Genomic DNA, 25,831 nt, shown 5'->3' with positions numbered 1-25,831 from the left:
GTCATTCCAACGAAGTAGAAATCTTCGTAAGTAGCTCGACAAAGATTGCGTAAAGAACTTTGTCAAAGTTTAAAACTTTGACAAAGTTGAAAGGTTAAATAACAAAAAAAGCTCCAAAAATCTTGGAGCTTTTTTACTATCTAAAACATGCTAAAATCTTAATATAAACTAGGGAACTTAGAAGGATTAACCTCATTCATCATACTGTGGACTTTCTCAAAAATATCTTCTGCAGAAGGTTTAGAGAAATAATCGCCGTCTGTTCCGTATGCGGGTCTGTGCGCTTTTGCAGTTAGCGTTTGCGGTTTGCTGTCTAAATATTTATAAGCGTCCTGTTCTTCTAAAATCTGCTGTAAAATGAAAGCAGAAGCACCGCCTGGCACATCTTCATCAATAACCAAAAGACGATTGGTCTTTGCAATACTTTTGACAATATCTTTGTTTACATCAAATGGCAGCAAAGACTGAATGTCGATAACTTCGCAATCAATTCCTAACTCAGAAAGCTCGTTTGCCGCTTGTTGCACTAGTCTTAATGTCGATCCGTAAGAAACCAAAGTAATATTGGTACCTTCTCTTAAAGTTTCGACAACTCCAATCGGCGTTTTGAATTCACCAAAATTAAGAGGTGTTTTTTCTTTTAAGCGATAACCGTTCAGACATTCGATAACCAAAGCAGGTTCGTCGCATTCTAAAAGAGTGTTGTAGAATCCTGCGGCCTGAGTCATGTCTCTCGGAACTAAAACGTGGATGCCGCGAATTGCATTGATGATCATACCCATCGGAGAACCAGAATGCCAGATGCCTTCTAAACGGTGGCCACGAGTTCTGATGATCAACGGAGCCTTTTGTTTTCCAACAGTTCTATATTGTAAAGTAGCTAAATCATCACTCATGATCTGAATAGCGTACAACAAATAATCGAGATACTGAATTTCGGCAATCGGTCTAAGGCCTCTCAATGCCATTCCGATTCCTTGACCAATAATGGTAGCTTCACGAATTCCGACATCGGCAACACGAAGTTCTCCATATTTTTCCTGCATTCCTTCAAGCCCTTGGTTAACATCGCCAATGTTTCCAACATCTTCACCAAAAATCAGGGTTTCTGGATATTTGCTGAATAAAGCGTCAAAGTTGTCGCGAAGAATCATGCGTCCGTCTAAATCCGGTTTTGCGTTCTCTGCATATTTAGGTAGTACTTTTTGTACGGAAAATACATTTTGAGCCGACTCAGAATGCTGATTACTACTGAACTTCTCTTGAGTTTCGTTCAGAAATCTTGTAATCCAATTCGATAAAAGCGTTCTGCTGTTCGGAACTTCTATAAAACGAAGTATTTTTCGAGCATATACTAAAATTTCCTTTTTTAAAGGAGCTTTAATAGCGCTCAGTTCCGAAATTAATTTTTTAATTCTTTCTTTATGGTTAATGCTCGCTTCGGCAATCTGCTCCAGCAATGCTAAAAGATTTTTTTGTTCTTCAATAATCGGATTGATAAATTCGTTCCAAGCTTCTTTTTTGGCTTCAAGAACTTCTTTTTTCAACTGAAAATCAAGTTCTGCCAATTCTTCAGGAGATGCGATATTGATGGCAATCATCCACAATCTCATTTGTCTGATACAGTCAAATTCTCTTTCCCACGCAAGTCTTTCAGCACTTTTGTAACGTTCGTGAGATCCAGATGTAGAATGTCCTTGAGGTTGTGTTAATTCGTTAACATGAATTAAGACCGGTACGTGTTCTTCGCGCGCGATAGCACCAGCTCTTTCGTAGGTTGAAACCAATTCTGCGTAATCCCAACCTTTTACACGCAAAATATCATAACCTTTAGAGTCTTCATCGCGCTGATATCCTTTTAGGATCTCAGAAATATTTTCTTTGGTTGTCTGATGTTTTGCATGAACAGAAATTCCGTACTCATCATCCCAAACACTCATAACCATTGGAACTTGCAAAACTCCCGCTGCATTTATAGTTTCAAAAAACAAACCTTCAGAGGTGCTTGCATTTCCTATAGTTCCCCAAGCCACTTCATCTCCGTTAACAGAAAATTTATCCTTAATAGTGATTCCGTCAACATTTCTATAAATCTTAGAAGCCTGTGCCAATCCCAATAATCTTGGCATCTGACCAGCAGTAGGCGATATGTCTGAGCTTGAGTTCTTTTGTTTTGTTAAATCCTTCCAAGAGCCGTCTTCATTTAAGCTGTGTGTTACAAAATGTCCACCCATCTGTCTGCCCGCAGACATGGGGTCAAATTCTAAATCGGTATGACCATAAAGACCTGCAAAAAATTGTTTGGCGGTAAGTTCTCCTATTGCCATCATAAATGTCTGATCGCGATAGTATCCCGAACGGAAATCCCCATCTTTAAAAGCTTTGGCCATTGCCAGCTGCGGTACTTCTTTTCCGTCGCCAAAAATTCCGAATTTAGCCTTTCCTGTCAATACTTCTTTACGACCTAAAAGACTACATTCACGGCTTATTACAGCTATTCTATAGTCATTCAGAACCTCCGTTCTGAAATCTTCAAAGGTTAATGTAGTATTGCTTTTTTCTGTTATCATAATAATGTAGGGGTCATGTTGAGACTGCGAAATTACTTAAAAACAATCAATAATCATAATTCTTTAAACTAAATATAATTTAATTATTTCTATTTAAAACGAAAAAACTACGTATTTTATTTATGTAGTATTTAATTTTTTTCTTGTTTTTATGATAATTATTTAATGTTTTGATTGATTTTTATTCAATTAAAACCATTTTCGGGTAAAAAGTGTAACTAATGTTTTAGGAGCAAAAGTGATTACAAATCTTATTTTTTCGTTGTATTTGTTTTGTGAAATTTCCCAGCCATTGTTAGAATAAACGGGAAAATATAGCTCAAAATAGTCTGGAACGAGATTTAAGCGAATGCCGCTATCATAAGCAAAATCAGCTTTTAAGTGCTTGCTTTTTAGAAATCCGACGTCGCCATAAACTTCTATCCAATTCCACAATGCATAACTCGCATTCAGTGTTGTCATCCATTGATTGGCATATCTGGGAGCAATTTCCGATTTAAAACCTCCTTCGGCAATTACATACTGCTGGCTGAAAAGACCACTACTTTCTGATCTTCCTAACAGATTATAATCAAATAAATAATCGGTCGGACGATCTAAACCAAAACTGAAATAATCTGAATTGGTTTTATTAGACAAAAAAGTTCCGGCATAAAAGCGCAGGTTTAATTTTCTGTTATTCTCAAACAATCTTCGATATTCTATTTCTCCGGATACTTTGCTAAATTGACTCGAAAACTGTACATCTGTCATCAGATTAAAATGGTCTACCAATTCTGTTTTGGTATTCATGTACCGGACATTGAAAACCGAATAATTTGGTTTTGAATTGTCTGTGATATAGGCGCTTTCTTCGCGATTTACGATTACTTGTCGAAGCAAAAACAGCTGTTTCCTGTTGTCTCTAAAGTTTTCTTCGCGAATGCGAAACTGAACCATCGGATTGAGTCGCAGATACGTGGCGTCTGGCGCATAATGGTAGTAATTCTGACTTATTGAATAACGTACATTATACAAAGTGCTATTTCTGTAATACTGGCTCCAAGAAAATGCAGAAGAACCCGATAATGTTGCCGCTTTAAGCGAATACGCCGGATTAATATCAAAATTAAAAGGTTTATCTAATATGGTTTTATTGTGAAGCCTGATACCGGGAGTAAATCCGTCGTAATAATTATAAGTAAGCGTCGGGATGTACAAAATCTGATTGTAAAAAGGATCTTCTAAATCTTTGGCAAAATTAAATTTTATCGGACGATTGGTAACTACGAGGCTTTTCAGTGATTTCCAATTATTTCTCTGGTTGAACTCAGGAACTTCATTATCGTAATTCAGTACGATTTTGTCGGCATTTTTTCGGTCAAAATGATAAACAGTATCAGATTTTTTAGGTTCAATCCATTCTTTAAAAACAACTTCATTTTTCTTAAGTCCGTAAACAGGAATAGGAGCATAGATTCCGGTTTTGTTTTTAATAGAAAATGAAACAGTTTCTTTAGTTTTAGAAACACCTGAAAATTTATAGTCGATTATATCTCGTGAGTCAATAATGGTTTTAAAAAACCAATCAATGTTCTTTGGGCTGTTTTTGGTTAGTATCTCCTCAAAATCAGATCGGTTTGTTTGCTCATATGTATTGAGAAGAAAAAACTGCTGAACACTTTTAGGCACAATATCATGATTGAGGTAATCATCTAAATAACTTAAGCTTAAGCCAGCGCGATATTTGCTTGCAATTTGTTCGTTAAATTTTATCAAGGTATTTTTCGGGTCTCCCAACGGCTGATCAAGATTTTTTCGCGCCATGAGCATATAATAATAGCTGTATTGTTCGTTGAAGGTCAGTCCTGTAATATTGTAACTTTTGAAAAGTTTCATATTCGAAAGCCTTCCGAGCATTTTTTGGTCTGGATGATGTTCTTCAATATATTGCATCATGGCATAAATCTGGATTCCGTCATAAATCCAATTGTCTTTGCGTGGATCCAGTTTTAGGCTGTTTTTGAGATAAGTGCTCAAATACGTTTTTAGGAATGTGATTTCGAAAATAAAATCGTCTGAAAACGGACTTATAAACGAAGGCAGCTGATTTAAGCCGTAAAACGGATTTCGGTCATAATCTACCTGCGAAACCGTAATTTTTTCATGCGGATATTTCCCGATAAAATTTTCAGCAAAAGAAGCCACGCGGCTGATGATTATTGCTTTTTGAAACTCATCAGTTTTCTTGTTTTTCAGGTCTGTCAGGATTTCTATCAATCCGTTGTTGTAACTTTTAAAGTGAGGCTGTTTTTCAATAAAAAAACTGAAATCGGTTCGGCTTTTTCCTGTAAAGGAATAAACGGTATAATCTGCATTGGTGAGATTCTTAGAAACCGAATTCAGGTCGGTAGTGATAGCATATTGATTCGGGATTTTGATTTCAATATCATAGTCGCTGCTGGCATTGGCAATATCATCTAGATTGAAATTGTTGTTTTTTACAAAAGCATGATTTTCGTAACGCGCCGGACTCAGAAACCAGTTTTTCAGTTTCATGCCATTTGAATCAAAACCGAAATGCGTAAATTTCTCGTTCGGAATTTTTGCGATATAAGTAAGGTGCAGATCGACTTTTTCGTTTGGAAGCAGTTTCTGATTTAAACGCACCACGATAAAATCCGGATTTTTTTCGGTTCTTTCCCATTCAAAGGCAGTTTGGCTTGCATCAGTCAAACTTAAAATGGTTGTATTTCCTCTATCTGTAGCTTTCGCTAAATGAAAACCTCGATAAAACTCATCAGAAAAACGTTTGGCTAGGGGTGTATTCTTATCAGAGAAAGCATTGTTCCAATCATTGAGAACAATACTGCTTAAGGTGTCATTTGAATTGTTGTAAAAGGTTATGTCTTGTCTTATATTGAGTGTTTTAAGTTCGAGATTTACCGACACTTCCATCTTTGACTGATGTTGTGCGCAAAGTTTTACTGAAAACAATAAAACTAGAATTGTGAGTTTGACTTTATAAAATGCTTTCAAGAATGGCTTCGACTTTCGGATTTTTGTAAAAATAGCATAAAAAAAGCTGTTTAAAAAAACAGCTTTCGATTTTTACAATATTTGATGAAATTTGTAACTATACAATTGATACAAGTACATTTGATTTAAGGTACTTCTACAGTAAAATTTACAATTTCTAATATGTCTTATGTGATTCAACAAAAATTAGAAATTCGGACTCAAATCGTATTTCTTGTAGAATTTATCTAAAACATCTACAACTTCATCCTCTGTATCTACAATCTTGAATAAATTCAAATCTTCTGGACTTACGGTATGCATTTTTTCAACCAAAACCGTTTTGACCCATTCAATCAAACCAGACCAGAATTCAACCCCAACCAGAATTATTGGGAATTTTCCAATCTTCTTGGTCTGAATTAAGGTGATTGCTTCAAACATTTCATCTAAAGTTCCAAAACCACCCGGCATTACCACAAAACCTTGAGAATATTTTACGAACATTACTTTTCTCACAAAGAAATAGTCGAAATTCAGGTTTTTATCGTGATCGATGTACGGATTAAAATGCTGTTCAAATGGCAACTCGATATTTAAACCAACCGAAGTTCCGCCGCCTAGATGCGCACCCTTGTTTCCGGCTTCCATAATTCCGGGACCGCCGCCTGTAATTACGCCATAACCTGCTTTGCTGATTTTATAAGCAATTTTTTCGGCCAATTCATAATATTTATCTTCTGGTTTAGTTCTTGCCGATCCAAATATAGAGACGCACGGACCAATTCTTCCCATGGCTTCGTAACCGTTTACAAACTCAGACATAATTTTAAAAATCGCCCAGCTGTCATTGGTTCTAATTTCATTCCACGTTTTTTGTTTCAAACGGTCCTGAATTACTTTATCTTCATCATTATCAAAATCTTCTAATCTCATTTTAGGTATTTTAATTTATTATGTTATTCTGTTTTATTCCTTCATGTCATCTAGTGTAGTCGAAGGAAGGAGCTTATTCCTGCTGTTCCTTCCAATCTTTTGTGCCGAACCCCGGCACAAAAGGATTTTCCCTCCCATCAGGGCTAGGGCAGTTGGTTTTAAATAAACAATTGGTTTAATCGAAACAATTTTCCTTTAAAAGCCTGAATTTTTCAAAAAAAGCGGATACTAAATTAACACTTTTTTCCAGAATTGTTACGGAAAACGAGAATTATAATCTAAATCTAATGTTGAGATAATGATTGATTTTTGGTTTTTATTTCATTATCAATGGATTATGAATTGTCTATGATTTAAAATGTACCGTTCCTACGGAACTCAATTACAAAGATCCTCAAAATCTTCAACGGATTAAAATCCGTTGCTACATTATGAATCGTTCCTTCGGAACTTAATTGAAAGTTTATTAAAAATTGTCAACGAATTAACTCACGGTAGGTATCGGGATTACACCAAGATGTTTAATTCCTAAGGAATTATCATTAAAAAAGCAATTTTGCTAAAAAGAGCCATCGGCTCGATTTATATTGTAGCGACGGATTTCAATCCGTTGGTAATAAATGCGAACCTAAAAGAGATCCATAGGATCGGCCTATGTTGTTGGGATGGAGTTTATCCATCCCAATATGATTCTTTTACTCCAATTCCTTCTTCAAAAACTTAGCCGTATAGCTTTTTTTATTCTCAGCGACTTGTTCAGGAGTTCCTTTAGCAACTAGCTGTCCGCCGCCTTTTCCGCCTTCCGGACCAATATCGATAATATAATCGGCAAGTTTGATAACATCCATGTTATGTTCGATTACCAAAATCGTATTTCCTTTGTCAACCAGTTTATTGATGACTTCCATTAGGACACGAATATCTTCAAAATGTAATCCTGTAGTTGGCTCATCGAGAATATAAAATGTGTTTCCTGTGTCTTTTTTAGACAATTCTCCTGCCAGTTTTATACGCTGTGCCTCACCACCAGAAAGTGTTGTACTTTGTTGACCAAGGGTAATATATCCTAATCCAACATCCTGAATGGTTTTGATTTTTCTGTGAATCTTAGGAATATTTTCAAAAAACGGAACTGCTTCGTCAACCGTCATATCCAAAACATCCGAAATAGATTTTCCTTTATAACGAATTTCCAGAGTTTCTCTATTAAAACGTTTTCCCTGACAGGTTTCGCATTCTACATAAACATCTGGTAAAAAGTTCATTTCGATTGTTCTTACTCCAGAACCTTCGCAGGTTTCGCATCGTCCGCCTTTTACGTTAAAACTGAAACGCCCCGCTTTGTAACCGCGAATCATGCTTTCGGAAGTCATCGTAAAAAGATTTCTGATTTCTGTAAAAACTTCGGTATAAGTGGCTGGATTCGAACGTGGCGTACGGCCAATCGGACTTTGATCGATATCAATAACTTTGTCTATATGTTCTAGACCTTCAATCTTTTTATAAGGTTGCGGTTTTTTTACACCGTTAAAATAATAAGCATTAAGAATAGGGTAGAGCGTTTCGTTTATTAAAGTCGATTTGCCGCTTCCAGAAACTCCTGTAACGCAGATCAGTTGGCCTAGTGGAATCTCAATAGACACATTTTTCAAGTTGTTTCCCGTTGCTCCAGTAAGTTTTAAGAATTTTCCATTTCCTTTTCGACGCTTTTTCGGAATATCAAATTTCATTTTGCCGTTCAGATATTGAGCGGTAATGGTGTTTGAAGCCAAAGTTTCTTTAGGAGTTCCAGTGCTGATTATTTGCCCACCGTATTTTCCGGCTTTCGGACCAATATCAATTACGTAATCAGCGGTTTCAATCATGTCTTTATCGTGTTCTACTACAATAACTGAGTTTCCAATATCACGTAACTGTTCTAAAGACTGAATCAGTTTTTCGTTGTCTCTTTGGTGTAAACCAATACTCGGCTCATCCAAAATGTATAAAACTCCAACTAACTGAGATCCAATTTGTGTTGCTAATCTGATACGTTGTGCCTCTCCACCAGAAAGTGATTTTGAACTTCGGCTTAAAGCCAAATAATTCAAACCAACATTCATTAAGAAATTCAAACGGTCTTTGATTTCTTTGACAACTTCAGAAGCAATCAGAAGCTGTTTGTCGGTCAAATGATTTTCTAAATCCAAAAACCAGGCTGTCAAATCTGAAATATCCATATCACACAATTCGGTGATATTTTTTTCATTCACTCTAAAAAATAAAGCTTCTTTTTTAAGACGAGAACCTTCGCAAACCGGGCATGGAATTTCGTCCATAAAATCTTTTGCCCAACGCTTTATACTTGTTGTGGCACTTTCGTCATATTGATTTTTGATGAAATTAGAAATTCCTTCAAAATCAATTTTATATTCTCTGGTTACGCCAAGATCTTTAGAATTGATGGCAAATTTATCTTTTCCGCCATACAAAATCATCGTCATGGCTTCTTCCGGAATCTTTTCGATTGGATCAGTAATTTTAAATCCGAATTTTTCTCCAATGGTTTCTAATTGTTTGAAAATCCAAGACGATTTGTATTCTCCAAGCGGAGCAAAACCACCGCTTTTAATAGACAATTTCGGATTTGGGATAATTTTCTTAACATTGATTTCATGTACAGTTCCCAATCCGTTGCAATGCGGACAAGCTCCCTTTGGAGAGTTGAAAGAAAACAAATTCGGTTCCGGATTTTGATACGAAATCCCGGTTGAAGGACACATTAAATTTCTACTGAAATAGCGTACTTCATTAGAATCTTGATCTAAAATCATCAAAACATCTTCACCATGATGCATTGCTGTATTGATGCTTTCAGAAAGCCTTTTTTGAGTGTCAGGATTATCTTCGATCACCATTCTGTCAACCACAATTTCAATATCGTGCGTTTTGTAGCGATCCAGTTTCATGCCTGAGACCAAATCCTGAACTTCACCATTTACGCGGACTTTTAAAAAGCCTTGTTTGGTGATTTGCTGAAATAATTCGGCATAATGTCCTTTTCTAGCCTTAATGACTGGAGCCAAAATGTTGATTCGTTTTCCGTTATAATCCTGAATAATCAAATCTTTGATTTGTTCATCAGAATATGAAACCATTTTTTCGCCTGTGTTGTAACTGTAGGCATCGGCGCCACGAGCATATAAAAGCCTGAGGAAATCGTAAATTTCTGTAATGGTTCCCACAGTAGAACGCGGACTTTTGCTGGTTGTTTTTTGTTCAATAGCAATAACTGGTGAAAGTCCGTCAATTTTATCGACATCAGGACGTTCCAGTCCGCCAAGGAATTGCCTTGCATAGGCAGAGAAAGTTTCAACATAACGACGCTGACCTTCAGCATAAATAGTATCAAATGCCAAAGATGATTTTCCAGAGCCTGATAAACCGGTAATGACAACCAGTTTTTCACGCGGAATAGAAATGTCTATATTTTTAAGATTATGAACTCTTGCACCAAGAACTTCAATAGTATTGTCTTTTTCTAACATAATTTTGAGCAAAACGCAAAGTTACCACTTTGATTTGTTCTTTTAGTACTCAATAGCAAAACTTTATGTTACAAATAGTAACAAAAAACGCTAGTTTGAGCTAGCGTTTTCTCTTTCGGGTTGCCATATATTCTTCGATGGCTTCTTTGGTTGTGTACCAGTTTCGGCCTTCTTTATAAGCATCTATTTTTCCTGTTCTGGCAAGTAAACTAACATATTCCTGTCCGTAAGGAGTTTCAGGTTCACTCACAATGTCTGATATTGGCTGATAATCATAAGTACTTCCCGGCATTGCGTTCAGATAAATATTTAAGGTTCTTTCTAATGCCTGACACATCAAGAGTGTTAGCTTTTGATAATTACCATTGTTGGCTTGATTTAGTGCCTCGTAATATTTTTTTCTATCATTCTTAAGAATGATTGCAGGAGGAAAACCACGACGCATCAAGAGCAGATTCATACTCAAACGAACAGTTCGGCCGTTGCCATCAAAAAAAGGATGAATCCATACTAGTTTATGATGGTAAATAGTAGCAAGCTCAATATCATTTAGACCCAATGGATTTGTATTGATAAAGTCGATTAATTCATCAAGATAATCGGAGACTTTATTAGCATTTGGAGGTAAAAAATTAGCTCCTGAAATTCTAACACCGCCATTTCGAATACGTCCTGCAAAATCATCTTCAATAGAACGTAAGACTAAGCCATGAATAGAGAGTATATCAATACTTCTAAGTTTGTAATTTTCATCAACAATCGAATATAAATAATCAATTGCTTTATCATGATTATGTGTCTCAAAATGTTCACGAAGCGATTTTCCCTTAATGGTAATACCTTCTTGAATTACCATTTGGGTTTCACGTAAACTCATTGTATTTCCTTCAATACTATTTGAATTGTATGTCCATTCCAGAGATAAGCTTTCACGAATTTTATTCAAAGCAATATTAGGCAATGGTCTGCTGGTTTGCAGTTCCTGCCTTTTTTGGTACAATCTGTCAAAGGTTGATTGAAATTCTTCTCTGTATGTTAGGTCTATATTCCACATAATCCTACAAAAATACTTCTTAATATCGGATAATAAAAATTTTTAACTTATCCGATAGTAAGGCTATTCAATTGTCATAGAGCGAAGTTTTGTTCGGTAAGCTTCAAGAGCGATAGATTTGGAAATGAATCCGTAGTATTTTTCATTTCGGATCACAGGAAGAAAAGCCGATTTCGTAGTTTCAAATTTTTTCATGACGATTTCCATGCTATCGTAAGACGAAATTGTAGCAGCAGGAATTTTCATTACATCTTTGATCTGCGTGTATTTAACCCTATATGCATTAAAGATAATTTCACGGATATCATTAAAATGCACTACGCCCAACAAATCTTTTTCATTATCTACAACCGCAAAAACAACTTGATTGGAATGAGAAATCAAATCTACCAATTTGCTTAAATTTTCATCAGGATGAACAGTTAAGTAATCGCATTGAATAATGCTGTCAATATCCAGAGTAGATAAAATATTAGAATCTTTGTTGCTCGTAAAAGCGTGTCCTTTTTTGGCTAATCCTTTTACGTCAAGCGAATATTTTTCATAACGTTTAGAAATAGCAAAGCTAATGGATGAAACCATCATAAGCGGAATCATTAATCCGTAACCTCCTGTTATTTCTGCGATTAAGAATATTGCAGTTAATGGTGCGTGAAATAGACCGCTCAGAATTCCGGCCATTCCGACCATTGTAAAGTTGCTGATAGGTAGTTTAGACAGGCCAATAAGAGTTACCAATTTTGAAAAAAAGTACCCTAAGTAAGAACCTAGAAATAAAGAAGGAGCAAAGTTTCCGCCATTTCCACCGCTTCCAATAGTCAATCCAGAAGCAAATACTTTGACCATCATGGTTGCGCCAACAAACAAGAGCAAAACCCAATTATTGTTTCTAAAGTCGGCAAAAAGAGTATTGTCTAGAAGTTTTCCAGGATCAGTTTCAGATAAAGTTTTGATGCTTTCGTAACCTTCACCAAACAAAGTTGGAAATATAAAAATGAGCAACGCCAGCATCGAAGAACCGATTAAAGCTTTTTTGTAGGGACCAATCTGCTGTTTGGCAAAATAATGTTCAACTCTTTGAAAATTACGAGAATAATAAATTGCCACAAGTCCAGTGAGAACGCCTAAAATTACATAAAAAGGAATATTATGGTAATCAAAAGTTTCTTGTTTTTTGAAGCTTAAAAGAATGCTTTCATCCAGAACAATGGCAGAAACCAAAGCTCCGGTTGCTGCAGAAATCATAATTGGCGTAAAGGCCGAAATGCTTACATCTACTAATAAAACCTCAATTGCAAACAAAACTCCGGCGATGGGAGCATTAAAGGCAGCGGCAATTCCGGCAGCGACTCCGCAACCAATCATTAAAGTCCTGTCCTTATAAGACATTTTGTAATTTTGAGCAAAATTAGAACCAAAAGCTGCACCAGTTATTACAATCGGACTTTCTAAACCTGCAGAACCTCCCAAGCCAACCGTAAGAGAGCTTGTTACGATTTGTGCATACATTTGTTTTCGAGGTATGATACTGGCTTTTTTAGCAACAGCATAAAGTATTTGAGAAGTTCCTTTCTGAATTGTTCCGTTTAGGACTTTTTTTACCACAAAAACCGTCAACAGAATTCCGACAATCGGCAGAATACTGTTGATAAAACTCAATTTTAAAATTCCGTTGATATAGGTGGCAAACGAAAAGACGCTGTGTGCGAATGTTTTTAAAACAATAACGGCAAGCGAACAAGATATTCCGATTAAGACACTTGATAAAAAAATGAACTGCTTTGGAGTCATTAAAGATTGTGCCAAAGCAATTATGCTTTCTAGTCGTCGAAAATATTTTTTCAGCATTCTGTTTTAAAATTTTATGGATTTACAAAATTAGCTTATAACTGTAGTATAAAAAAATAAAAGTAGCACTATTAAAACCCAATTGCTGTATCATCGCCTCTAAAATCGGCTCCTCCTTCTAATTTATTGTCTGGTAAGACCAAAATGGCGTCGACCTTTCCGATTATCGGAGTGGTTTTTTCGTTTATGAGATATTTTTTTGCTTTCAGGTTGTTGATGGTTTTAGCTTCAAAGGCATTGGGTTCGAAAGTTATTAAATCGGGCAGCCACTGATGATGAAAACGCGGTGCATTTACAGCTTGCTGCATGCTTAGATTGTATTCGTAAACATTCAAAATAGTCTGCAAAACAGAAGTTATAATGGTAGAACCGCCGGGAGTTCCGACCACCATAAACAATTTTCCGTTTTTTTCTACAATTGTCGGAGTCATGGAGCTCAGCATTCGTTTTTGTGGCGCGATACTGTTGGCTTCATTTCCAACCAGTCCAAACATATTGGGAGAGCCTGGTTTTGCACTGAAATCATCCATTTCGTTGTTTAAAAAGAAACCTAACTCATCACAATAATATTTTGATCCGTAGCCATCGTTTAAAGTTGTCGTGGCCGCAATTGCATTTCCAAACTGATCAACTATTGAATAATGAGTAGTTTCAGTACTTTCATTATACGTTACTTTTCCCTCTTTTATTTCAGAAGAAAGACTTGCTTTTTCAGGATTAAAAGAAGACATTCTTTCCCGTAAATAATCGGTATCAAGTAGTTCTTTTAGCGGAATTTTGACAAAATCAGGGTCTCCTAAATAGTAACTTCTGTCGGCATAGGCTCTTCTTTCGGCTTCTACAATAAGTTGGATGGATTGTTCTGAATTATGTCCCATTTTAGCCAAATCGTAGGGCTCAAGCATTTTTAAAATCTGCGCCAAACAAATACCGCCACTGCTTGGCGGTGACATTGACGTTATTTTTAAATCTTTATAGGTAAATTCTAGAGGTTTTCTCCATTTGGCTTCGTACTTAGCCAAATCTTCCATGGTGATAATGCCGCCTTTTTGTTTAAGATAGTTTACCAATATTTTGGCCGTTTCGCCTTTATAAAACTCATTTCTGCCTTTTTTCTGGATTCTTTTAAGAGTTTTGGCTAAAGCAGGATATTTTATAGTGTCATTTTCTTTGAAATTTCCAGACAGCAGTGAGTTTTCGCCATTTATTTTTAGAATGCTTTCGTGGTAATCTTTTAGGCTTTTTTCTTGTTTTTTGGTTACTCTAACACCTCGTTCAGCCAATGCAATTACTGGTTTTAGTATTTCTTCCATTTTCATGCTGCCGTATTTTTTATGAACGGCAAAAACACCAGCAATAGTTCCCGGAACACCAATTGCCAGAGCTGTTTCGGTGCTTTTTCCCTTAATGACGTTGCCGTCTTTATCCAAAAACATATCTTTTGTGGCGGCTAAAGGCGCTTTTTCTCGATAATCAAGAGAACCGGTTTCACCATTCGCTTTTCGATACACCATAAAACCGCCGCCACCGATATTTCCGGCAAACGGAAAGGCGACAGCCAGCGCTAATTCGGTGCCGACCATTGCGTCAAACGCATTGCCGCCTCTTTTCATGATGTCTGCTCCAATTTTTGAAGCTTCTTCGCGAGCCGAAACAACCATAGCTTTTGTTGTAACGAGACCAGTAGAATTAGTCGTATTTTGTTGCGCATTGGTGCCTAAGTAAAACAGAAATGCTAAAAAAGTTATTTTTTTCATCGCTGGACAATTTTAAAACAATAAGGTTTTGAATACTAAAGAGAAATCAATTTGTTTTGCGCTTGTTTTCTGATTTCTTCAAAAAACAGCGTAAATTCCTGTTCAAACTCCGTATAATATTCTTTTAGTTCTGCAACTGCAAACTGCATTCTTGAAGTATTTTTAGACCTTCGGTCCATTTGGGTTAAAATCTGATGAATGCCTTCAACCGTCCTATAGCTCAAAAGCCAGTTTCTTTCAATCATATAAGGCATTAAGCCTTGCGTTTTTTCGGTTAAAATGTCATAATTCTGATGCAAAGAATTGTAAAATCTAGAAATGAAATCCTCTAGTTTTTCATCAGAGTAAATACTCCAGTTTTTGGCTAAAAAATGGTCGTAGACAATATCGACGATCACGCCAGAATAATGATGGTATTTTTCGTGTAAGCGTTTTGTGCTTTGTCTGAATATGTCGTGCGAATCGGTATAAGTGTCAATAAACCGGTGCAGCAAAATTCCTTTCTGTACATCTTCGGGAAAATGTTCAAATTGTTTTCCTCGAATTCCGTCGGCCATAAAGTTTCCGATTTTAATCAAATCGTTATCGCCAGAAAGGTATATATGGGCTAAGAAATTCATTTTTTTGTAAGTTTCTGAGATACTTAGAGACTAAGTTTCTAAGTTGTTTTAGTAAATGTATAAAAACTTTTTTAAATCATTTTGTTATAAAAAAAGCTTATCTTGGGTAGTTTCTTACAGATTAGTGTTGAAATCTTAGAAACTTAACACCTTAGTAACTCAGTAACTTTTTTATATTTGTAAAAAATAACCCTAACTCACAAAGATGACATTAATAAAATCGATCTCAGGTATCCGTGGAACTATCGGAGGAAAAGTAGGAGATAACCTAACTCCGGTTGATGCTGTGAAATTTGCATCGGCTTACGGAACATTCTTAAAAAACAATATTTCTAAAGATAAATTAACCGTAGTTATTGGTCGTGATGCCAGAATTTCGGGTCCGATGATTCACAATTTAGTCGTAAATACTTTAATTGGTTTAGGAATCAATGTGATTGACCTTGGCCTTTCTACGACGCCAACCGTCGAAGTGGCTGTTCCTTTGGAAAAAGCCGATGGAGGAATCATTCTGACAGCTTCTCATAATCCGAAACAATGGAATGCCTTAAAATTGCTGAATGCTAAAGGCGAATTTTTAAGCGGTGCAGAAGGAGCAAAAATCCTAGAAATTGCTGAAGCAGAAGCTTTCGATTTTTCTGATGTGGATAGCTTGGGCGAAATTATTTCGAATGATGCATACATGGATATTCATATAGACGAAGTTTTAAATTTGCCTTTGGTTGATATTGAGGCTGTAAAAGCTGCCAAATTTAAAGTGGTTGTTGATGGTGTAAATTCATCAGGAGGAATCATCATTCCGAAACTGCTTAAGCAAATGGGAGTGGAAGTAGTAGAATTATACTGTGAACCAAACGGGCATTTCCCTCATAATCCTGAACCTTTAAAAGAGCATTTGACTGATATTTCGGAACTGGTTGTAAAAGAAAAAGCAGATTTCGGAATCGTAGTTGATCCCGATGTTGACCGTCTTGCTTTTATCTCTGATGATGGAGAGATGTTTGGAGAAGAATATACTTTGGTTGCTGTTGCAGATTATGTTTTAAGCAAAACTCCAGGAAATACCGTTTCTAATATGTCTTCTTCGCGAGCTTTACGAGATGTGACCAATTCGCATGGCGGAAATTACGAAGCAAGTGCAGTAGGAGAGGTAAATGTAGTGGAGTTGATGAAGAAAAACAATGCTGTTATCGGTGGAGAAGGAAATGGTGGAATTATCTATCCTGAACTTCATTACGGTCGTGACAGTCTGGTTGGAGTTGCTTTGTTCTTGACACATTTGGCCAATAAAAAGATGACGGTGGCTGCATTGCGAGCTTCTTATCCGGAATATTATATGAGTAAAAACAAAATTGAATTGACACCACTGATTGATGTTGATGCCATTTTGACTCAGATGACAGAAAAGTATAAAAACGAAGATATTTCGACAATTGACGGTGTAAAAATTGATTTGGCTACAGAATGGGTTCACCTCAGAAAATCAAATACAGAACCAATTATCCGTATTTATACCGAAGCTCCTTCGCAAGAAGCTGCAGATAAATTGGCGCTTCGTATTATAGACGAGATTAAAGTAATCGCAGGCATCTAAGATTTTAGAATTTTAAATGATAAAAAAAGCCTCTTTTGAAATTTCAAAAGAGGCTTTTTAGGTTTTGGCATTTTAAAAATACTTTACTGAACTCGATGTTTCCATCTTTTATGTGTCCATAAGTAAAATTCGGGAGCTTCATAAATTTGTTTTTCAACATCTTTTAGATACTTAGCTGTTATTTCAAAATCTGGATAATCTTTCGGATTATCTGCAATCGGGACAAAAGTAGCTTCATAAAAACCTCTTTTTACTTTACGTACTTCTACAGAAATTACGCTTAAATCGTATTTTTTGGCCAGCATTTCAGCACCCGTATGAACAGGAACTTCGATTCCCATAAACTTCATTGTATGAAAAATTCGATCAACTTTTGGCGACTGATCACTTGCTAAACCGTAAAGACATAATTTTCCGTCGCGTTGGTTTTGTGCCATTGTTGGAATTGCTTTTCTGGTCTCAATCATTTCTGTATTGTACTTGGTTCTGATTTTTCTAATAAGTTCATCAAAATAACGATTGGCAAGTCTTTTATAAACAGCAACCCCCTGAAAACCTAGTTTCGGATTTATAGTCAATAGCCATTCATAACTCGCATAATGCGAAGCTACAAGAATAATGCTTTTGCCTTTTTTCGCATAATCCTGCACTAGTTCGATGTTGGTTACATGAAATCTTTTTTCCATTTCTTCTGGAGAAATGCTCATAGTTTTAATCATTTCCAGAAACATATCACACATATGTTTGTAGAATTTTTTTTCTATTTCTTTTCTTTCTGAATCGGTTAAATGGGGTAAGGTAAGAGCCAAATTTTCGCGCACTACTTTTTTACGGTAGCCGATAATCCTGTAAACCAAAAAATAAACAAAATCTGAAAACCAGTAAAATATTCGGAAAGGTAGAATAGAAATAAGCCACAAAAAAGGATAGGCTAGTATATAAACAAGAAACTGCATTTACATTTTTTTTACAAAGATAACAGAAAATAAATGTAAGCTTTAAATTTTAGTAATTCTCTAACCATTCTGTCAGAATGCTTATCTTTACCATTCACATTAAATATAATTTATGAATAGCATTTTAATTGGAATTATAATTGCCAACGTTCTTATTAGTTATAAAGGTTTTAATGACCTGTCTTTTTTCAGGAGATATGAATTTCATATAGGGAGCATACGTTCGGGTGAACAAATCAGAATGCTTTCTTCTGGATTTCTGCATGTAGATATGATGCATTTATTGTTTAATATGCTCACATTGTATTTTTTTGCACCAGTAGTTTTAGGGTATCTAGGAAATTTTTCATTTATCCTTATTTATTTTGGAAGCTTGATTTTTGGAAGTCTGCTTACCATGATTTTTCATAAAAATGATTACAGTTATCGTGCAGTTGGAGCATCGGGTGCAGTAACCGGAGTTTTATACGCCGCTATTTTGCTCCAGCCAGAACAAAACATTTATTTGTACTTCTTTATCGGCATACCGGGTTACATTTTTGCAATTTTATATCTACTGTATTCGATTTACGGAATGAAGGCAAAAAATGACAATATTGGACACACAGCGCACTTTGGCGGTGCCATAGGCGGTTATTTAATCACATTGATCAAACAGCCTTCGCTGATTGCAGACCATACTTTTATTGTTGTATTGCTTTTAGTACCTATTATTATTCTTTTTGGAATGGCAAAAACCGGAAAATTATAATGCTGGCATAACTTTTGAAAAGCCTTTAGTAGTAATTAAAATTTAACAAAAATGAAAAAACTAGTATTATTTTTAACAATCACGTTTATGACTATGTCTTATGGCCAGGAAATCAAACAAATTCCTTTGATCAATGTTAACGGTGAAGGAAAAGTAAAAGTAACACCAGATCAAGTCAGCATTTCAGCTACGGTTGAAACAAAAGGAAATAATGCTAAAGACGTCAAAAAACAAAACGACGAAAAAATGGACGCTGTTTTAAAATTCATCAAAAAAATGAATATACCGACAGCAGATTTTAGAACAAAACAAGTAGCATTAAATCCGCAGTACGATTATGAGAAAAAGAAAACGAGTTATAATGCAGTGCAGTCTGTAGAAATTCTAGTAAAAGATTTATCGAAGTACGACGAATTGATGGAAGGTTTAGTACAACAAGGAATCAACAGAATCGATAATGTTTCTTTCGAATCTTCTAAACTAGCGCAACATCAGTCAGAAGCTCGCAAATTGGCAATGAAAGATGCTAAAGTAAAAGCAGAAGAGTATGTGTCTGTTCTAGGACAAAAAGTGGGTAAGGCTTTTACAATTTCAGACAACTCGCAAGTGTATCATCCAAGACCGATGTATGCCGCCATGAAAACTGAAATGATGGACGCTGGAGCTTCGAACCAGACACTTGCCATCGGTGAAATCGAAATTGTTGCCAATGTAAGCGTAAGTTTTGTTTTAGACTAAAAACTCAAAATAACAACTATTTAAATCCAAATTCCGAATAAGGAATTTGGATTTTTTTTTGCTTCAAACTTTAATTACTCTGCAATTACATGCCTCTAAAAATACTTTCTTTTGCTTTTGTTTCAATTTGGCTTAATAAAAATCTTACACGTCTTGAAACAGATGTGTGTACTATAAGTTTTTGAAATTCAGATATTTGATTGTTATTGTGAATATCAGTTAACATTTTTTTATCAAAAAAAACAATTAAAATTTTCACATTAAAATTTTTAATATACTTTTGTTCTATCAAATTAGTAGAATTTAAAAATAATGCAACAGAAATTTCACCTCTTCCCATACACTTCAAATTTGTATACACAAGCAGCATTAGGCAATTTTTGTCTGATGTGCAGCTGTTGCTAAAATTCTTCACCTCTGATTTATCCCAGTTTTAATAAAATCTTGTGTCAAGGATAATGTTCCTTGCAACGACAATTCAAATAGTAATAATCAAAAAAATATAAAATGAAAAAACGAATGTGCTGCAGATAAAAGCATTTCTGCAAGAACAGAAATGTAGGAGCTTAATAAAATTGAACATCATTGTAAGGAAAGCAAAAACGATAAATGCGTTTGCGGTTCGCCTTATCCATAAACTAAAACAAGTAATGAAAAGAAAATTAAGTATATATATTGGGTTATGTATTTTGTTGATTTCTAATGCAGTAAAAGCACAGGAGACAAAACCATTAATTCAGAGCAAACTGGAAGGTACGGTTGTAGATGCCGTTACAAAAGAGCCTGTAATTGGAGCTTCGGTAAATATTAAAGGCACCACGCACGGTGTTGTAACCGATTTAGACGGAAAGTTTTTTTTCCAGACAGGACAAAAATTTCCGTACACCCTTGTAGTTAGCTATTTAGGATATAAAAAAGCAGAAGTTGTAGTAGATAAAAATGCTGTGGTTATCGATCTTACTCAGGAACAAAATGCTTTATCAGAAGTTGTTGTAACGGCACTTGGAATTTCGAAAGAGAAAAAATCGTTGGGTTACACTACTCAGGCGCTTAAAGGAAATCAGCTGGCAGAAACTAAGGAAACTAACTTCTTAAACAGCCTTAGCGGGAAATTAGCCGGTGTTCGAATTACAAATTCTCAAGGAGACATGGGGTCTTCTCGTATCATCATTCGTGGTGAAACCTCTATCGCTGGAAACAATCAGCCTTTATTTGTGGTTGACGGAGTTCCGGTAGATAACTCACAATTAGGAAGCGTTGGCGGGGCAACCCGTGATTTCAAAAATGCGATTGCCGATTTAAATCCGCAAGATATTGAGACATTAACGGTATTAAAAGGTCCGAATGCGGCAGCACTTTACGGATCTCGTGCGGCACACGGAGTTGTTTTGATTACGACAAAATCTGGAAAAGGACAGAAAGGACTTGGGATAACAATAAATTCAGGTTTAACAATTTCTGAAGTAAACATTTTACCATCTTTCCAAAATTCGTTCGGACAAGGATCAAACGGAAGATTCAGTTATGTCGATGGTAAAGGAGGCGGTATCAATGATGGGGTTGATGAAAGCTGGGGACCAAAACTAGACGGCCGTCTAATTCCGCAATTTTACTCAAATGGTGTTGCGGTTCCTTTTGTGGCGCATCCAAATAATGTAAAAGACTACTTTAATACTGGTGTTACTTATGACAACAGTATTTCTATTGCCAAAGCAAACGAAAAATCAGATTTTCGTTTAGGAGTAAACAACCAAAAACAACTGGGAATTGTGCCTAATAGTGAAGTAAACAAAACAAATTTTTCGCTTAACACTAACTATCAGGTTTCTGAAAACATAAAAGTAGGGGTAAACGCAAACTATATCGTGACTGATGCTCCTGCTTTGCCAGGCGGACCTTCGGGAGGTCGTGCTGCGGGCGTAATGTTGCAGTTTCTTTGGTTCGGACGTCAGGTAGACATCAATGAACTTAAAAACAATAGAAATGTAAACTGGAACAACAGTTATTACAGCAATCCGTACTGGACAGCTTATTACAATACTACAAGTCAGCAACGTAATCGTTTAATCGGAGACATTCATTTGGATGCAAAACTTGCCGAAGGACTTAATTTTAAATTCCGCACAGGGGTTGATTATTACAATGATAGAAGAAAATACACCATTAAATACGGTACAAACGGAACACCATTTGGATCGTATGCTGAAGATGCTTATACTGTAAATGAGAGAAATACAGAAGGGATTTTTCAGTATACTAAAAAACTTAGCGATGATTTTAGTTTAGATGCTCTTGCAGGATTCAACGTTAGAAGCCGAAATGATGCAAACAATTATCAGAAAGCACCTCGTTTGGCTGTGCCAGATTTATACACACTGACCAATTCGAGAGATCCTTTGACTTCATCAAATTCGCTTTCAAGACTAAAAGTGTATAGTGCTTATGCTTCAGCGCAGTTTGGATTTAGAAATTATGCTTTCTTAAACGTGACAGCACGTAATGATTGGTCATCTACATTGCCAAGCAGCAACCGTTCTTATTTTTATCCTTCTGTGAATGGTAGTGTAGTGTTGACAGATGCGTTGAATATCAAAAGCAGCACTTTGGATTTCCTAAAAATACGTGGAGGATGGTCTGAAGTCGGGAATGATGCCGATCCTTACCAATTGTCTACAGTTTACAATTTCCAGACTGCATTTGACGGAAATCCGATTCAGACTTCTTCTAAGAAGAAATTAAATGAGAATCTAAAACCAGAAACAACACGTTCTACTGAGTTTGGTATTGAATCTTCTTTCTGGAAAAACAGACTTCATTTTGATGTAGCATATTATAACACCAATAGTTTTGATCAGATTTTAGAAATTAAAACAAGTACTTCTAGCGGTTATGATTCTCAATTGATCAATGCAGGAAAAATAAATAATAGAGGTTTTGAAGTCCAATTGGATGGAACTCCAGTACAGACCGAAAACTTCAAATGGAATATTGGTGTGAACTACTCTAAGAATATCAGTAAAGTAGAAGTTCTGGATTATGACGGATTGATTAAGAATTATACAATCGGTTCTTCTGGAGGTGTAGAGGTATTGGCATCTGTAGGACAGGCCTATGGAGCACTTTATGGGACAGCTTATGAGCGCGATGCAGACGGAAATATCGTTGTGGGAACTAACGGATTGCCAAAAGCCGATCCAACAAAAAGAGTTCTAGGGCATTATACTCCCGATTTTTTAGCAGGTGTTACCAACACCTTGTCGTACAAAAATTTAGAATTATCGTTTCTTGTTGATGCAAGCGTAGGTGGAGAAATTTTCTCAGGAACCAACAGAACAGGTACTTATACAGGAGTTTTGGCTCAAACAATGCCAGGTCGTGATGCGGCGCACGGAGGATTGAATTACTATTATGTTGGCGATGTAAAAACACAGTTAACAGGAACAACTGCACCAGGAGGCGCTACGGTTTATGATGACGGAATGATTTTTAACGGCGTCTTAGCAGACGGAACTCCTAATACCAAAATAGTGAGCGCACAAGAATATTACAAAGGATCATACAATATCAGCGAGGCTTATATCTACAGTTCGACTTTTGTGAAACTTAGAGAAATAAAGCTTGCCTACAATTTCAATAAAAAATTGGTTAAGAAATTCGGACTAGAAGGAGCGAGTTTAACTGCTGTTGGGCGTAACTTATTGTTTATCTACAAAGATGCACCAAACATTGATCCAGAAACGGCTTTTAACACCGGGAATGCACAAGGATTGGAAAGTTTAGCGCTGCCAACAACGAGAAGCTACAGCCTTAATCTTAATCTTAAATTTTAAAAACTCGAAATCATGCTCAAAAAACTATTATATACGTCACTATTTGCATTGACACTCAGCTCTTGCAGCGACAGCTTGGATGATGTTAACAAAAATCCAAATGCAACAGAAACTCCATTGGCACCTTATCTGTTAACAGGAACACTAAAACAGGGTGCCGATTTATATTGGGGAGACGCAAGCAATTTTAACTCGTCTCTGTTATTTGTTCAACATTGGGCGAAAATTCAGTATACAGAACCAGACCGATACGATGTTTCTAATACTTCTTTTACCTCATTATGGAATACAGGCTATTCGACTCTTATTACAGATTTGAACACAATTCTTAATTTTCCAGAATCACAGGCAAATTCAAATTACAAAGGAATTGCATTGACTTTGCGTTCTTGGACCTTTTTACTGCTGACAGATGCTTATGGCAGCATTCCTTATAAAGAAGCAGGTCAGAAAATAACGCCAGCGTACGATACGCAAAAGGAAGTTTATACAGGATTATTAGAAGATTTGGCACGCGCGCAGTCTCTATTAAATACTGCAAGCGGAAGTGTAACAGGCGATTTGGCTTATAAGGGTGATATTTCTAAATGGAAAAAACTCGTTAATTCACTTCGTTTGCGAATCGCACTAAGAATCTCAGACAGAGAGCCAGTATTGGCTAAACAAGCTGCAATCGATGCGACAAGCGATGCTGCTGGTGTTCTAGCTAGCAATAATGATACATTCAAATTTACGTATATCAGTTCACCACAGCAAAATCCGGCTTCTGCTTGGTTTGAAACTCGTGACGATTTTCGTATTTCAAAAACTTTGGTAGATAAGCTTTATGAGTTTTCAGATCCGCGCTTGCCGGTGTATGCACAATTGCCATCAGATGCAAGTGTGGGTAAATATGTTGGCGGAGGAAACGGATTGTCTAATAGTAATGCTAACAGCCAAGGTTTTGCAAAGACATCAAAACCAGGAACTTATTTTCTAACATCAACATCGCCAGCGGTTATTGTTTCTTATTCAGAAACCTTGTTTAATCTTGCTGAAGCTGCCGCGAGAGGTTATATTTCTGGAGATCCAGAACAGTATTATAAAAATGCGATAACAGCTTCTTTTAATCAATTTGGAATTACCGATGCAACAGTTATTTCTAATTACTTGAATCAAGCAGTTGTAAAATACGATGCGTCTAATTATGCAAAATCTATTGGTACGCAAAAATGGATTGCTTTCTTCGGACAAGGGCTAGATGCTTTTACAGAGTGGAGAAGACTTGATTATCCAGTATTGAAGGCTGGAGCCGATGCCGTTTTAGACGGACAGATTCCGTCACGTTTCTTCTATCCAGGGACAGAACAGTCTTTAAACGGCAATAGCTACCAAGCAGCAGTAGCAGTACAGGGAAGAGACCTCTTGACTACCAAATTATGGTTTGATGTGAAGTAAGCAATATTCGTTAAGACTGTAATATAAGTTATTTTTTTTTTTGTTTGAATGACGCTGGCAACCTTTGCTGGCGTCATTTTTTGTTTAAAATATGCAAAAAAGCAAAAATAAAAATGACAGTATTAAGTTACATATTGATTGATTTCTTAGATTTGTAGTAAGCACCATAAAATTTTTTATTATGCCAATAATTGAACAATCAGAATATAATTTTCCTTCTATTATTCATCGAAACAGGCACATTTCTACAATCTATGCTGCTTTGATAAAGAAATTTGATGTTCCGGAATATACTAGAGAAAAGCATGAGTTAAGTGACGGAGATTTTATCAATATCGATTTTATCATCAACGATTCTAAAAAAGCCGTCATTTTATGTCATGGTTTGGAGGGTGATTCGCGAAGGACTTATAACAACAGTTGTGCGTCTTATTTTGAACAGAAAGGATTTTCGGTTTTTGCTTGGAACAATCGTACCTGTGGGGGCGAGATGAATCGCCTTCCGAGACTTTACCATCATGGCGCAGTAGATGATCTAGATGAGGTGGTTCAATTTGTTTTGCGAAAAGGATTTGAGGATGTTTACCTTATCGGATATTCAATGGGCGGTGTGCAGTTGCTGAATTATTTAGGGTGGACAAAAGTCGATGAACGCATAAAAGCTGCTGTTTCGATTTCGGTTCCTACGCATATCGCTACAAGTGCAGAAGTGCTCAAAAAAGGTTTTAATAGAGTATATCTAAAGAATTTTACAATTGACATTAAAAGAAAACTGAAGCACAAAGCGGCCCAGTTTCCTGATTTTGTAAATCGTGATCAGATCGACAAAATTTCTTCTTTTGATGAAGTCGACCAATATTTTACAGCACCGCTGCATGGTTTTGCAAGCCGAGACGATTACTATCAGCAGGTTTCTCCAGAATTCTCACTAAAAAATATTGCAATACCAGTTCTAATCATTAATTCGCTCGACGATCCTTTTTTAGGCGAGAGATGTTATCCTAGAGCTATTGCCAAGGACAGCGCATATGTTTATCTTGAAACGCCAAAATACGGCGGACATTGTGCTTTCCCGCTCCGAAATTCAACCTATTCCTATGCCGAGAAAAGAGCTTACACTTTTTTTGAGTCGTTTAAATCGGAGACAGTTACGCTTAGTTTATAAATGCTAACGCATAAAAAAAGTAAAAACCATTTTTAAAGAGATTAAAAATGG

General features: G+C 36.2%; 16 protein-coding genes. 6 read left to right on the top strand and 10 right to left on the bottom strand.

Annotated features, from left to right (window positions below):
* Window positions 1–158: 158 nt before the first annotated feature.
* The 8 genes from E0W73_RS09040 to E0W73_RS09005 form a co-directional block, all read right to left on the bottom strand.
* Window positions 159–2,570, bottom strand: a complete 2,412-nt coding sequence (locus E0W73_RS09040; RefSeq protein WP_135221759.1) for an alpha-ketoacid dehydrogenase subunit alpha/beta — start codon at window positions 2,568–2,570, stop codon at window positions 159–161.
* A 189-nt stretch (window positions 2,571–2,759) separates the two neighbouring features.
* A complete protein-coding gene (locus tag E0W73_RS09035; RefSeq protein ID WP_135221794.1) occupies window positions 2,760–5,507 on the bottom strand; it encodes a gluzincin family metallopeptidase in 2,748 nt (915 codons plus the stop codon).
* Window positions 5,508–5,774: 267 nt separating this feature from the next.
* Window positions 5,775–6,503 (bottom strand): LOG family protein, encoded by a 729-nt coding sequence (locus E0W73_RS09030; protein ID WP_135221758.1) that lies wholly within the window; start codon window positions 6,501–6,503, stop codon window positions 5,775–5,777.
* A 695-nt stretch (window positions 6,504–7,198) separates the two neighbouring features.
* The gene (gene uvrA, locus E0W73_RS09025; protein ID WP_135221757.1) at window positions 7,199–10,030 is read right to left on the bottom strand and encodes an excinuclease ABC subunit UvrA; all 2,832 of its coding nucleotides are present in this window, start codon (window positions 10,028–10,030) and stop codon (window positions 7,199–7,201) included.
* Window positions 10,031–10,130: 100 nt separating this feature from the next.
* Window positions 10,131–11,084 (bottom strand): Fic family protein, encoded by a 954-nt coding sequence (locus E0W73_RS09020; protein ID WP_135221756.1) that lies wholly within the window; start codon window positions 11,082–11,084, stop codon window positions 10,131–10,133.
* Window positions 11,085–11,147: 63 nt separating this feature from the next.
* Window positions 11,148–12,932, bottom strand: a complete 1,785-nt coding sequence (locus tag E0W73_RS09015; RefSeq protein WP_135221755.1) for a chloride channel protein — start codon at window positions 12,930–12,932, stop codon at window positions 11,148–11,150.
* 71 nt (window positions 12,933–13,003) lie between these two features.
* The gene (gene ggt, locus E0W73_RS09010; protein WP_135221754.1) at window positions 13,004–14,689 is read right to left on the bottom strand and encodes a gamma-glutamyltransferase; all 1,686 of its coding nucleotides are present in this window, start codon (window positions 14,687–14,689) and stop codon (window positions 13,004–13,006) included.
* A 35-nt stretch (window positions 14,690–14,724) separates the two neighbouring features.
* Window positions 14,725–15,309 (bottom strand): acyl carrier protein phosphodiesterase, encoded by a 585-nt coding sequence (locus tag E0W73_RS09005; protein ID WP_135221753.1) that lies wholly within the window; start codon window positions 15,307–15,309, stop codon window positions 14,725–14,727.
* A 205-nt stretch (window positions 15,310–15,514) separates the two neighbouring features.
* On the opposite strand from E0W73_RS09005, the gene glmM reads away from it, so the two are divergent.
* Entirely contained in the window at window positions 15,515–16,903 is a 1,389-nt protein-coding gene (glmM, locus tag E0W73_RS09000; RefSeq protein WP_135221752.1) for a phosphoglucosamine mutase, read from the top strand.
* Window positions 16,904–16,986: 83 nt separating this feature from the next.
* On the opposite strand, the gene E0W73_RS08995 is transcribed toward glmM, so the two are convergent.
* Window positions 16,987–17,859 carry a lysophospholipid acyltransferase family protein gene (locus E0W73_RS08995; RefSeq protein ID WP_135221751.1) on the bottom strand — a complete coding sequence of 291 codons (873 nt, stop codon included), beginning with the start codon at window positions 17,857–17,859 and terminating at the stop codon, window positions 16,987–16,989.
* A 112-nt stretch (window positions 17,860–17,971) separates the two neighbouring features.
* Between E0W73_RS08995 and E0W73_RS08990 the strand changes: the two genes are divergently transcribed.
* A complete protein-coding gene (locus E0W73_RS08990; protein ID WP_135221750.1) occupies window positions 17,972–18,610 on the top strand; it encodes a rhomboid family intramembrane serine protease in 639 nt (212 codons plus the stop codon).
* 51 nt (window positions 18,611–18,661) lie between these two features.
* Window positions 18,662–19,348: an SIMPL domain-containing protein gene (locus E0W73_RS08985; protein ID WP_135221749.1), complete on the top strand. Its 687-nt coding sequence runs from the start codon at window positions 18,662–18,664 to the stop codon at window positions 19,346–19,348.
* Window positions 19,349–19,433: 85 nt separating this feature from the next.
* Here the strand turns inward: E0W73_RS08985 and E0W73_RS08980 are convergent, their stop codons facing one another.
* Window positions 19,434–19,688: a hypothetical protein gene (locus E0W73_RS08980; RefSeq protein WP_135221748.1), complete on the bottom strand. Its 255-nt coding sequence runs from the start codon at window positions 19,686–19,688 to the stop codon at window positions 19,434–19,436.
* Window positions 19,689–19,998: 310 nt separating this feature from the next.
* On the opposite strand from E0W73_RS08980, the gene E0W73_RS08975 reads away from it, so the two are divergent.
* From E0W73_RS08975 to E0W73_RS08965, 3 genes are all read left to right on the top strand, one after another.
* Window positions 19,999–23,178: a SusC/RagA family TonB-linked outer membrane protein gene (locus E0W73_RS08975; RefSeq protein ID WP_135221747.1), complete on the top strand. Its 3,180-nt coding sequence runs from the start codon at window positions 19,999–20,001 to the stop codon at window positions 23,176–23,178.
* Window positions 23,179–23,190: 12 nt separating this feature from the next.
* Entirely contained in the window at window positions 23,191–24,615 is a 1,425-nt protein-coding gene (locus E0W73_RS08970) for a SusD/RagB family nutrient-binding outer membrane lipoprotein (RefSeq protein ID WP_135221746.1), read from the top strand.
* Between the two features lie 181 nt (window positions 24,616–24,796).
* Window positions 24,797–25,780, top strand: a complete 984-nt coding sequence (locus E0W73_RS08965; RefSeq protein ID WP_135221745.1) for a YheT family hydrolase — start codon at window positions 24,797–24,799, stop codon at window positions 25,778–25,780.
* Window positions 25,781–25,831: the final 51 nt, after the last annotated feature.

This window comes from Flavobacterium foetidum, assembly GCF_004634245.1.
GTDB classification, from domain to species: domain Bacteria; phylum Bacteroidota; class Bacteroidia; order Flavobacteriales; family Flavobacteriaceae; genus Flavobacterium; species Flavobacterium foetidum.
This window is presented reverse-complemented; position numbering and strand designations above follow the sequence as displayed.